Annotated in this window: 11 protein-coding genes; 4 read left to right on the forward strand and 7 right to left on the reverse strand. The window is 61.4% G+C overall.

Annotated elements, in window-relative coordinates:
• Positions 1 to 241: 241 nt before the first annotated feature.
• Both otsA and otsB read right to left on the reverse strand, forming a co-directional pair.
• Complete coding sequence (gene otsA, locus ACTCHC_RS00340) at positions 242 to 1,618, reverse strand: alpha,alpha-trehalose-phosphate synthase (UDP-forming) (RefSeq protein ID WP_463020453.1); 1,377 nt, start codon at positions 1,616 to 1,618, stop codon at positions 242 to 244.
• Positions 1,615 to 2,418: a trehalose-phosphatase gene (otsB, locus tag ACTCHC_RS00345; RefSeq protein ID WP_463020454.1), complete on the reverse strand. Its 804-nt coding sequence runs from the start codon at positions 2,416 to 2,418 to the stop codon at positions 1,615 to 1,617. The genes otsA and otsB overlap by 4 nt, the downstream gene beginning before the upstream one ends.
• Positions 2,419 to 2,584: 166 nt before the next feature.
• Here otsB and ACTCHC_RS00350 point away from each other — a divergent pair, with 166 nt between their 5' ends.
• Positions 2,585 to 2,863, forward strand: coding sequence for a hypothetical protein (locus ACTCHC_RS00350; RefSeq protein WP_463020455.1), 279 nt, complete (start codon positions 2,585 to 2,587; stop codon positions 2,861 to 2,863).
• 39 nt (positions 2,864 to 2,902) lie between these two features.
• On the opposite strand, the gene ACTCHC_RS00355 is transcribed toward ACTCHC_RS00350, so the two are convergent.
• The 3 genes from ACTCHC_RS00355 to ACTCHC_RS00365 form a co-directional block, all read right to left on the reverse strand.
• On the reverse strand, positions 2,903 to 3,760 hold the full coding sequence (locus tag ACTCHC_RS00355; RefSeq protein WP_463020456.1) for an SDR family oxidoreductase: 858 nt from the start codon (positions 3,758 to 3,760) through the stop codon (positions 2,903 to 2,905).
• 64 nt (positions 3,761 to 3,824) lie between these two features.
• Positions 3,825 to 4,088 (reverse strand): hypothetical protein, encoded by a 264-nt coding sequence (locus tag ACTCHC_RS00360; protein WP_463020457.1) that lies wholly within the window; start codon positions 4,086 to 4,088, stop codon positions 3,825 to 3,827.
• 99 nt (positions 4,089 to 4,187) lie between these two features.
• Complete coding sequence (locus tag ACTCHC_RS00365; RefSeq protein ID WP_463020458.1) at positions 4,188 to 4,370, reverse strand: hypothetical protein; 183 nt, start codon at positions 4,368 to 4,370, stop codon at positions 4,188 to 4,190.
• A 158-nt stretch (positions 4,371 to 4,528) separates the two neighbouring features.
• Between ACTCHC_RS00365 and ACTCHC_RS00370 the strand changes: the two genes are divergently transcribed.
• Complete coding sequence (locus tag ACTCHC_RS00370; RefSeq protein ID WP_463020459.1) at positions 4,529 to 5,032, forward strand: sigma-70 family RNA polymerase sigma factor; 504 nt, start codon at positions 4,529 to 4,531, stop codon at positions 5,030 to 5,032.
• Here the strand turns inward: ACTCHC_RS00370 and ACTCHC_RS00375 are convergent.
• Together ACTCHC_RS00375 and ACTCHC_RS00380 are read right to left on the reverse strand one after the other, a co-directional pair.
• Positions 4,980 to 6,077, reverse strand: a complete 1,098-nt coding sequence (locus ACTCHC_RS00375; protein ID WP_463020460.1) for a Gfo/Idh/MocA family protein — start codon at positions 6,075 to 6,077, stop codon at positions 4,980 to 4,982. The genes ACTCHC_RS00370 and ACTCHC_RS00375 overlap by 53 nt on opposite strands.
• Positions 6,068 to 7,075 (reverse strand): MDR/zinc-dependent alcohol dehydrogenase-like family protein, encoded by a 1,008-nt coding sequence (locus ACTCHC_RS00380; protein ID WP_463020488.1) that lies wholly within the window; start codon positions 7,073 to 7,075, stop codon positions 6,068 to 6,070. Before ACTCHC_RS00380 ends, ACTCHC_RS00375 begins: the two co-directional genes overlap by 10 nt.
• A 238-nt stretch (positions 7,076 to 7,313) precedes the next feature.
• Between ACTCHC_RS00380 and ACTCHC_RS00385 the strand changes: the two genes are divergently transcribed.
• The gene (locus ACTCHC_RS00385) at positions 7,314 to 8,420 is read left to right on the forward strand and encodes an NAD-dependent epimerase/dehydratase family protein (protein WP_463020461.1); all 1,107 of its coding nucleotides are present in this window, start codon (positions 7,314 to 7,316) and stop codon (positions 8,418 to 8,420) included.
• Complete coding sequence (locus ACTCHC_RS00390) at positions 8,417 to 10,438, forward strand: SDR family NAD(P)-dependent oxidoreductase (RefSeq protein WP_463020462.1); 2,022 nt, start codon at positions 8,417 to 8,419, stop codon at positions 10,436 to 10,438. The genes ACTCHC_RS00385 and ACTCHC_RS00390 overlap by 4 nt, the downstream gene beginning before the upstream one ends.
• The last annotated feature ends 47 nt before the right edge of the window (positions 10,439 to 10,485 follow it).

The following is a 10,485-nucleotide window of genomic DNA, read 5'->3' on the forward strand; positions in this document are numbered from 1 at the left end:
GATCTGCGCAAATTCTGGTGAACACTGTCTGCATCCGCCGGTGAAAACTTGCGTCCGGGAACGGGGGGGCGCGACCGTCCTGCCTGAAAGGAGTTCTTGTTCACGATCCACCTTTGCACATGAGTTGAAGAGACGTTTCGTTGAAGAGACGTTTCATTGTTCAACAGCTATCAACAGTATCTGTTCCCAAGGTTGCAGATTCTTCGGGTGGGTGAACGTTGATCTGGCGAAATGATGCCGATTACGGGCAGCGCAGATGCCGCATGAAATCTTCGCACCAATGCATCAGGTCATAGTCCAGCAGACGGCGCATCATCTGGTGCCAGCGGGCCTTTCGTTCGGCCAGCGGCATCGACAAGGCGCGCCCGATGGCCGCCGCCATCTGTTCGGTGTCATAGGGGTTGACCTGCAATGCGCCGGTCAGTTCGCGCGCCGCACCGGCAAAGCGCGACAGGATCAGAACGCCCGGATCATCTGGATCTTGCGCCGCGACATATTCCTTGGCCACAAGGTTCATGCCATCGCGCAGCGGCGTCACCAGGCCCACGCGCGCCTGACGGTACAATCCGGCGAGAACAGAGCGGGGCAGGGATTGATTCACATAGCGGATCGGCACCCAGTCGACGGTGCCATACCGCCCGTTCAGATTGCCGCATTGCGCGGCGATTTCTTCCTTTATGTTCATGTATTCGGGAACATCACTGCGGGATTTGGGCGTGATCTGAAGCAAGGTGATCGCCCCATGATCAGAAGGATTGTTGTTCAGAAACTGGTCGAAAGCCGCTATCCGTTCGGAAATCCCCTTGGAATAGTCCAACCGGTCCACCCCGATGATCAGCGTTTCGCCATGCAGGCTGTCACGCAGGTCCTGCACGATCTTGTCATTTTCGGTCTTCATGGCCAGTTCGGCGAATTCGGCGGTTTCAATACTGATGGGAAATACCCCCACCGCCACCTGTCGGTCATGGATACGCACCTGTTCGGGGTCGGTCTGTTCGCCGCAGCCGTCACGGCGCAGGGCACCCACGAAATTCTCAAGATCATAGGCGGTCTGAAAGCCGATCAGGTCATAGGCGGCCAGCATGTTCAGCAGGCTGTCATAGACGGGCATCGCAAACAGGATGTCGGCCGCGGGCCAAGGAATGTGCAGAAAGAAACCGATCCGGTTCGCCACCCCGCGCTTGCGCAGCTCGTCGGCAAGCGGGATCAGGTGATAGTCATGAATCCAGATGATGTCATCGGGCTCGATCAGCGGCAGCAGCCGGTCGGCGAAAAACCGGTTGACCCGGAAATAGCCCGCCATTTCGCTGCGCCCATATTCCGCCAGGTCCAGCCGGCAGTGAAAGATCGGCCAGAGCACGCGATTGGCGAAACCGTTGTAGTATTGAGAGATATCGTTTTCCGTCAAGGTGGTCAGCACGAAGTCGATCTTGCCATGCCGGCGTATCGTCAATTCGCCCGGATCGTGCTGGCCGCTGGATTCACCGGACCATCCCATCCAGATACCGCCGTTTTCCTGCAAGGCCGAATGCATCGCCACCGCCAGACCGCCCGCCGGGATATTGCCCTTGCGATCCGGCAGCGGGACCCGGTTCGAGACGACAATCAGCCGGCTCATCGGGCCAGGCCCCGCAGACGGGCGCGCAACTGGGCGGGCGAGTGCAACAGCGCATCGGCGAGGGTTTCGCGCGGCTCCTGATCTATACGGATGGCAAGCCCCCCGAGCGCCTGGGCGGCTGCGAACATTTTCTCGTCGGTCAGATCGTCACCAATGGCAAGCGGACGCCGCCCGGCAAATGGCTGTTGCGCCATGAATGCCTGAAGGGTTTCGCCCTTCGAGACGCCATCGGGGTGAATTTCCAGCACGCATTTGCCGCGCTGAACGCGCCAGCCGGGCTGCAGCCGTGCAAAAAGCTGCTGTATGAAATCTTCCACATGGGCCTGCTGTTGCGGCGCGCCCCGGTAATGCAGGGCAAAGGCCGCGCCCTTGTCTTCGAACTCGACCCCTGACAGGCGGTGCTGGCGCATGGTGCGACGCAGCAGATCGCTGTCCGAGGGAGGCCGAACCGTTGTCACCGTGCCGTCGGGCATCAGCCGCTCTGCACCGTGCAGACCTGCTGCATGTGGCGTGAAAGGCTGGAACATCCGCCGCACCCAGTCAACATTCCGACCCGTCACAAGGGCGATCGCGCCGTGCATCCTTTCATGAACCTTCACCAGCGTGCCGGGCAGATCAGGTGGAACGACGATAGCCTGCGGTGTGGCTGCGATGTCGATCAGCGTGCCGTCGATATCCACAAACAAGGCCCAGTCATCGGGTGCCGCATCAACTTGTTCGAACAGGGTCTGCGCACAGACACGTGTTTGCTCTGGATACCGGGCTGTCTTGCGATGTGCCGACGGGATGCTTTGCTTCATTGAAACGACTCCGGTTTTTCCATGGGCAACGCGGACCGCCCCATATATCCGCCAACGCGGATGTCAAAGGGCTGGTTCCGGACTTTCGCGGCGTGATCATTCCGCCCGGACACAGGAACAAATGCCGCCCCGTCCAGTTGTCGCTGATCCCATGATGGAGATTACAATGACACGAACATCCATGCTCGATATACTGAAGACAGCGTTTGTCGGTGCGGCGGCGGTCGGCACGGGGGCGTTTCTGATGGTGGCTGCCAGCAGGCGAAAGCCTTTGCAACAGTCGACGCATCCGGCAAGCTCATCCAAGGCCGATCGTGAACAGGGCGCAGGTGACGTTCGCCCCGCCGGGGTCGAAATGATGCGCGACCCGCCATCCACATGGTCGAAGCTGGACGAGGAACTGGACGAAAGTTTTCCCGCCAGCGACCCGGCTACGAAATACTGAACCTGGGAATGACGGCAGTATACTGCCGTCATTCCTATATCACATAAGGGGGGTGCCGCCCGTCACGGCGATTGTCGCCCCTGACGTATAGCTGGAGACCGGATCGGCCAGCATGACATAGGCGCTGGCAAGTTCGGCGGGCTGGGCGGGACGCTTCATCGGATAACTTTCGCCGAAATGCGCCACGGCCTCTTCGGGCATTGTCGAGGGGATCAGCGGCGTCCAGACCGGACCGGGGGCCACGCAATTCACCCTGATGCCCTGGGGGGCGACAAGCTGCGCCAGACCGGCGGTAAAGTTCTGGATCGCGCCCTTGGTCGTGGCATAGGCCAGCAAGGACGGGTTGGGCTTGTCGGAATTGATCGAGGCGGTGTTGATGATCGACCCGCCCTTGCGCATGATCTTGAGGGCGGCCTTGCTCAGATAGAACATCGCATGGATGTTGACGCGAAAGGTCAGATCCCATTCTTCGTCGCTGATATCCGATATATCACTGAAACTGGCCTGATGCGCGGCGTTGTTGACCAGAATGTCAAGCTGGCCGAACTCGTCCGAAACCCTGTCGATCAGGCTGCGGCAGTGTTCCGCCTCCTTGATGTCACCGGGCAGAAGCAGCGCCTTGCGGCCGGCGCTTGTCACAAGCTGTTCGGTTTCGCTGGCATCCTCGGTTTCCTTCAGAAAGGAAATCGCCACATCCGCCCCTTCGCGGGCAAAGGCCAGCGCCACGGCCCTGCCGATGCCGCTGTCGCCGCCTGTCACAAGCGCCACGCGCCCCTGCAGCCGCCCTGAACCGCGATAGCTTTCTTCGCCATGGTCGGGCAGGGGATCCATTGATCGGGTAAGACCCGGCATCGGCTGCGACTGTCGTGGAAATGGGGGAGTTGGATAATCTGTCATGTCAGCCTCCTTTGCATGTCATCGAAGCTGAACATGGCCATGGCGCATATGTTCCTGTGGGGGCTCACTCCGCCGACAGGAATTTGCAAAAGCGGCTTGGCTGCCCGTCGCTGGTCTTTTCCTGATAAAGAAATGCAAGATTTTCGGCGTCGAATATCGTGAAAAATTCTTCCCATGTAATGCGGCTCAGATTGTCCTCGGGCGTCCCGAAATCTATGCGCAATATGCCGCCTGTGCCATCTGTGGATACTTTTGCCGGATGTCCGTCGCGGGCTTCGGCCCAATGGCGGATCATGTCGTGGTCTTGCGTGGTGGTGGATTGGGTCATCGCGTGCTCCTTTGTCTGGCAGGGAACATCGGGATGGCAGAATGGTTCCGGCTGGATATGATCCCGCCGCAAGGGTTGTGCCGGTCGCGGTGTCGTATGTCAGTCGTCGGCGGCCCCTGTGCCTTGCCGACGGGCCAGGGCGTCCTCAAGCTGGCGCGCCAGATCCAGAAGATGCGGCGGTGTATCCTGACCGACGATCAGATGACGAAGCTGCCGCAAAAGCGCATCCAGATCTGCCTCCTGCTGGCGATCTGAACGCCGGCCTTCATCCGGCTGTGACACCATTGGATCTGTCCCGTTTCCCGTTGGAATATTCTTGCCCATCTTTCGCCTTCACTCTGCGACGCGCGGAACCGTGCAACTGGTCCTGCGTTGACGCCGCACAGGTCACATGGATTTCAGTGTGCCTTCAATACAAGTATATCGGGAGAATGTCCGGAATGCGCCTGGATGTGGGAAACAATGCGGTCTGTAACGACGTAGTGGAGCTTATCCCGGCATTGCGGGCCTATGGCTGGACCCTTTGCCGGAACTCATCCGATGCGGATGATCTTGTTCAGGAAACCCTTCTCAAGGCGCTCAACAATCTGGACAAGTATCAATCCGGCACGAATTTGCGCGCATGGTTGTTCACGATCATGCGCAATACCTTTCTGACCAATATCAAACGCGCGAAACGAGAGCCGACCGGCCAGCGCGACGTGGCCGAAATGTCGATCTCTGTGCCGCCAACCCAGGAATGGACGCTGCGCGGCAAAGAGATGATGATTGCACTGGCGCGCTTGCCGGAACATTACCGTTCCATGCTGGTTCTGGTCGTGGTTCTGGGCATGAGCTACAAGGAATCGGCGGAAATTTGCGGATGTGCCATTGGCACCGTGAAAAGCCGGGTCAACCGGGCCCGTCTGATGCTGATCGAAGAAATGGGCGAACATCAGGCCTAGGACTGGGCGGCGGCGTTTTGTCCTGCCGGTATATCATGTCCAGGATTTCGGACAGCACCACCAAGCGGTCGGCGGCGGGATCATATCCGGGGTCTTCCGCCATCTGCGTCACCCACTGGATTGCGGCCCGCCCGCCCCAGTCATCGGGCGGGGATGCCAGGGTGCGGCTGGTTGTGCCAGTATGATGATGGGCGAAGAAATCATAGAACGACCCGTCGTGATTGCGCAGGGTTGCGCCGCCAGCGGTGCCGTGAAAATCGGCTGCGATTACCGCATCCATCCCCAGATGCAAACGCCACGAGCAGGCAAGACGAATGACGCAGCCATTGGTCAGGGTCAGGGTCGCGGCGGCGAAATCCTCGATATCCTGCGGGCCGGCGGGCCTGCCCTTGCAATAAAGATGGGCGCTTGCGGTCTGGATATCGGGAAAATCAAGAACCCACAGCGCCATGTCAACCAGATGCACCCCCAGATCCATGACGCATCCGCCGCCCGACAGGCGGGGATCATAAAACCACGCCTTGTCAGGGCCAAAGACGTTGTGGAACACCAGATCCACCGCAAAGATATCGCCTAGGCTGCCCTTGTGCACCTCTTGCCTGATGCGGTGCAGCGCCGTTGTGTGGCGATAGGACAGATCCGTCGCAATCAGCCGGTTTGCCGCCTGCGCCGCCGCGATGACTTTTCGTGCTTCGATCGCGTTGCGCGCCAGCGGTTTCTGACAGAAGACGGCAGCGCCGGCCTGCAATGCCCGAATGGATTGTTCGGCGTGCAACGCACTGGGCGTGGCAATCACCACGCCATCGGGGTTCTGCGCCAGCACGTCGTCCAGTGTCTGGGCCTGCACCGCGCCAGGGGCGATATCGCGACCTTCGTCCAGCGCGGCGGCAGAGGTGTCGGCAATCGCCACGATATCGGCCAGCCCGGTTCCGGCAATCGCCTGCATCCGGTGGCGGCCGATCCAGCCAAGGCCGACAAATCCCAGACGCGGCTTTCGCGTCAGGCCCCGGCCCAGGCGCAATCCATTGATGCCTGTCAATTGCATTTGACCAGCGCCTTTACGAAATCACCCGGTTTGTCGCGGGTTGCGTTCATTGCCTCGTCAAGTTTTTCAAGCGGATACTGATGCGTCAGCAGGGGTGAAAGGTTCAGCCTGCCGGTCAGAACTGCGGCGATCGCCTCTTGCACGCCGCGCCGGCAAACCGCCAGATCGCGCTCATGCGCGTTGATGACGTCGATGCCGCGCCAGTTCCAGTTCTGCATGTCGACCTGGCGCGGGCCGTCCTGATGATATCCGGCGATGACCAGTCGGCCGCCCTGCGCCACGATTTCGCCAGCCAGGTCAAGCGGCCATTGTTTTCCGGTTGCCTCGATGACGACATCGCAAAAGCGGTTGGCGGTTAGGGCGCGCATCTCGTCGATGATCGTGTGATGGTCTTGCATGGGAATGGCTCTGGCCGCACCCATCCGGCGGGCCAGCGCCAGCGCGGCGGGGCGGCGCGAAACGGCGATCACATCTGCCCCGATATTCGCGGCAAGCCGGGTCAGGGCCGCGCCCAGAAACCCGATTCCGATGATTGCCACGGTCTGGCCGGGCACGATGCCGCTGCGACGGAAGATGTTCATCGCGCATCCCAGCGGCTCGCCGGGAAATGGCAGATGATCCAGTTCGGCGGGCAGGGGCACAACGGCCTCTTCCAGGACAAAATCATGACTGGCAAAGCTGTGTTGGCCCAGGATTGCAACCCGCTGCCCGATCTTGAAACCGGTGACGCCCGCGCCGATGGCGTCGATCCGGCCCCAGCCTTCATGCCCCAGCCCGCCGGGTTCGATGGGAAATTGCATCCAGTCCGGTCCGGCCCACGGCTCCAGGTTCGAGGCACAGACGCCGCAGCCTTCCAGCGCGACCCGTATTTCACCGGGGGCGGGGGGACGAAGCGGCAGCAACTGAATTTCAACCTGGCCCGGCGCGATGATCCGGGCCGCGCGCAATCTTGCATGCCGCGCAGGCGGCGGCGATGCGCGATCCTTGGCCTTGAACATGTCGGGTACCACGCCGTTCGGGCCATGCGCGCGGGGTTTGCTGGAATGATCTGTGGGCATGGAATGTTCATCGCTGCTGAAGGGGCGGGAATGTAACTGGTTCAAGCCTCACAACAATTATGGCCCGATTTGGTTCCTGCTGATCGAGGTAACCTGCCGTGACACGGCCTGTCTGGAACATTCCGCGATGCTGACGGTTCGGGGTCATCAGCATAAGCGATCAACAGCAGGATGAACCATGGCCCGAATTCTGATTACCGGTGGTGCAGGCTTTATCGGTCGGCATGTCGCGGAAGAGCTTCTTTCGCAGGGGCATGCGGTGCGGCTTTACGATGCGATGATAGAGCAGGTGCATGCTGGCGCGTCCGCCGTTCTGCCGCCAGAGGCCGAACTTGTGCGCGGCGACATGCGGGATGCAGAGCGGCTGCGCGGGGCGTTGATGGGCTGCGACAGCGTCATCCATCTGGCGGCCGAGGTGGGCGTGGGACAATCCATGTACGAGATCGCCCGCTATGTCGGCGCAAATGATCTGGGCACCGCGGTTCTGCTGGAGGCATTGCTGGTTCATCCGGTTGAACGCATCGTCGTCGCCTCGTCCATGAGCGTCTATGGCGAGGGCTATTATGCGACAAGCGACGGTCGTGTGTTGCAAACAATTCGCCGCGATCCCGCCCAGCTGAAGCAGGGCAGGTGGAGCCCGACGGGCCCGCAGGGCCAGCCCTTGCAGGCGATCGCCACCGACGAGCGCAAGCGCGTCGATCTGGCCTCGATCTATGCGCTGACCAAATATGTGCAGGAACGCGCGGTGATGATTTTCGGGCAGGCCTATGGCGTGGATGCCGTTGCGCTGCGCCTGTTCAACGTCTTTGGTGCCGGGCAGGCCCTGTCGAACCCCTATACCGGGGTGCTGGCCAATTTCGCCTCGCGGCTCGCCAACGGGCAGCCCCCCACCGTGTTCGAGGATGGCGCGCAGCGACGCGATTTCGTGCACGTTCGCGATGTGGCGCGCGCCTTTCGCCTGGCGCTGGAAACCCCCGCCGCCGCTGGCGAGGTGTTCAACATCGGATCCGGCCGGCAATATACGATCGACCGCGTGGCGCGGCTGTTGGCCGCCCGGATGGGCGTGCCGCATCTGGAGCCCGAGATTTTGCACAAGGCGCGGGCAGGCGATATCCGCAACTGCTTTGCCGATATCGCACATGCGACAGAGATACTGGATTTCACACCGCAATATCTGCTTGAGGACACCCTGGACCCCTTTGTCGAATGGGTCCGTGGCGAGATCGTCGTGGACCGGGGTCACGAGATGCGGCAGCATCTGGAACAGCGGAGGCTGGTATCATGACCGGCCTGCCGCAATACGGCTTTGCAGAATGGTTTCGTCCCGGCGAATACGAACGTGTCGAGGAGACGCTGCCGGGGCTGGTGGCCTCGGGCGCGCAATATCTGCGCACGCATTTGTCCTGGGCCGAATATCACGCCGAAGGGGGGCGCGACTGGTATGACTGGCTGTTGCCGCGGCTGGGGCAGGCGTTCGAGCTGTTGCCCTGCGTTCATTACACACCCCCTTCGTTGTCGCGCACCGGCCGGGCCAATGGTGCGCCGCGCGATCTGAAATCCTATGCCGATTTCATTGATCAGGTGCTGACCGCCCATGGGCGCCACTTTACCCATATCGAGCTGTGGAACGAGCCGAACAACCTGCTGGACTGGGATTGGCGGGCCGATCCCAATTTCGATCTGTTCTGCGAAATGGTGGGCGGGGCGGCCTATTGGGTCAACCAGCGCGGCTGGAAGGCGGTGCTGGGCGGGCCTTGTCCGTTCGATCCGCTCTGGCTTGACCTGATGGGGCAGCGTGGCGTGCTGCAACAGATGTCGGCGGTGGGCTTTCACGGCTTTCCCGGCACCTGGGACAGCGAGGAAGGATCCTGGCAGGGCTGGGACATGCATCTGGGCGAGATGCGCCATGTCGTGGACCGCCATAATCCCGCGGCAGAGATCTGGATCACCGAGGCCGGCTATTCCACCTGGCGCAACGATCAGATGGAACAGGCGCGCCGTTTCGCGCAGGCCACCCGCGCCGGGGCCGACCGGCTTTACTGGTATGCCTGGCGCGATCTGCCGCGCGATGTGGCCGTGCAGGAAGGTCTCTATTTCGATCCGCGGCACTATCATCTGGGGGCGGTGGATGCGGAAAACCAGCCCAAGCTGCTGGCCCGGCTGTTGCAAGAGGGCGGGCTGGCGCGGGTCATCGAGGTGACGCGGTTGGCGGCACCCGCCTTGTCTTCGGCGGTGCGGCCGGTCGTCATCACCGGCGGCAGCGGATTTATCGGATCAAACCTGGCCGACAGTTTCCTGAGAGACGGCCATGAGGTCATCGTGGTCGACAATCTCAGCCGGCCCGGCGTCGAGCAGAACCTGCGCTGGCTGCTGGACCATCATGGCGACCGCGTTCATCCGGTGCCGACCGATCTGCGCGACGAACAGATGCTGAGCGAGGCGGTGCGCGATGCCGCGTCCGTCATTCACCTGGCGGCGCAAACGGCGGTCACGACCAGCCTGACCAACCCGACCGAAGATTTCGAGATCAACGCACGGGGCACGCTGAACCTGCTTGAGGCGATCCGCGCCAGCGGGCACCGCATTCCGCTGGTCTTTGCCAGCACCAACAAGGTCTATGGCGCGCTGGACGATCTGGGCCTTGACTGTCACGAGGGCCGCTGGGTGCCAGCCGACAGCCGCTTGCGCCAGCGGGGCATCGCCGAAAATCGTCCGCTCGATTTCTGCACGCCCTATGGCTGTTCCAAGGGCGTGGCAGATCAGTATGTGCTGGATTACGCGAAATCCTATGGTCTGCAGGCGGCCGTCCTGCGGATGAGCTGTATTTACGGCCCGCGCCAGTTCGGCACCGAAGATCAGGGCTGGGTGGCGCATTTTCTGATCAACGCCATGAAGGGCGTGCCGCTGTCGATCTTCGGTGATGGGCGTCAGGTGCGCGACATTCTTTATGTCGTCGATGCTGTGCGCGCCTATCGCATGGTTCTGGACAGGATCGACGCATTGTCGGGGCAGGCTTTCAATCTGGGTGGCGGGGTCCGGAATTCGGTCTCTCTGCTTGAGGTTCTGGCAGAGATCCGGCTGATCGTCGAAGGGGACATCACGATACATCACGACAAGACGCGGCAGGGGGATCAGCGTTATTTCGTGGCCGATACCACCTGTCTGTCGCAGGCCACGGGCTGGCAGGCGATGACCGGCTGGCGGCAGGGGCTTTGGCATCTGGCCGAATGGCTGTCTTCGAACCGCCCCGGTCTTGAACCGCCCGCGCGACCGGTGGCGCAACCCGAAAGGCTGCGCGCATGAGATCGGTTTCACATCCCACGCAGTCTTTCCCGCGCCTGAACGCAATC

It is taken from the genome of Actibacterium sp., from assembly GCF_055134745.1.

Coding starts and splice junctions, on each gene's coding strand:
- otsA (WP_463020453.1), bottom strand. CDS start 1,618: ATGAGCCGGCTGATTGTCGTCTCGAACCGGGTCCCGCTGCCGGATCGC.
- otsB (WP_463020454.1), bottom strand. CDS start 2,418: ATGAAGCAAAGCATCCCGTCGGCACATCGCAAGACAGCCCGGTATCCA.
- ACTCHC_RS00350 (WP_463020455.1), top strand. CDS start 2,585: ATGACACGAACATCCATGCTCGATATACTGAAGACAGCGTTTGTCGGT.
- ACTCHC_RS00355 (WP_463020456.1), bottom strand. CDS start 3,760: ATGACAGATTATCCAACTCCCCCATTTCCACGACAGTCGCAGCCGATG.
- ACTCHC_RS00360 (WP_463020457.1), bottom strand. CDS start 4,088: ATGACCCAATCCACCACCACGCAAGACCACGACATGATCCGCCATTGG.
- ACTCHC_RS00370 (WP_463020459.1), top strand. CDS start 4,529: ATGCGCCTGGATGTGGGAAACAATGCGGTCTGTAACGACGTAGTGGAG.
- ACTCHC_RS00375 (WP_463020460.1), bottom strand. CDS start 6,077: ATGCAATTGACAGGCATCAATGGATTGCGCCTGGGCCGGGGCCTGACG.
- ACTCHC_RS00380 (WP_463020488.1), bottom strand. CDS start 7,075: ATGTTCAAGGCCAAGGATCGCGCATCGCCGCCGCCTGCGCGGCATGCA.
- ACTCHC_RS00385 (WP_463020461.1), top strand. CDS start 7,314: ATGGCCCGAATTCTGATTACCGGTGGTGCAGGCTTTATCGGTCGGCAT.
- ACTCHC_RS00390 (WP_463020462.1), top strand. CDS start 8,417: ATGACCGGCCTGCCGCAATACGGCTTTGCAGAATGGTTTCGTCCCGGC.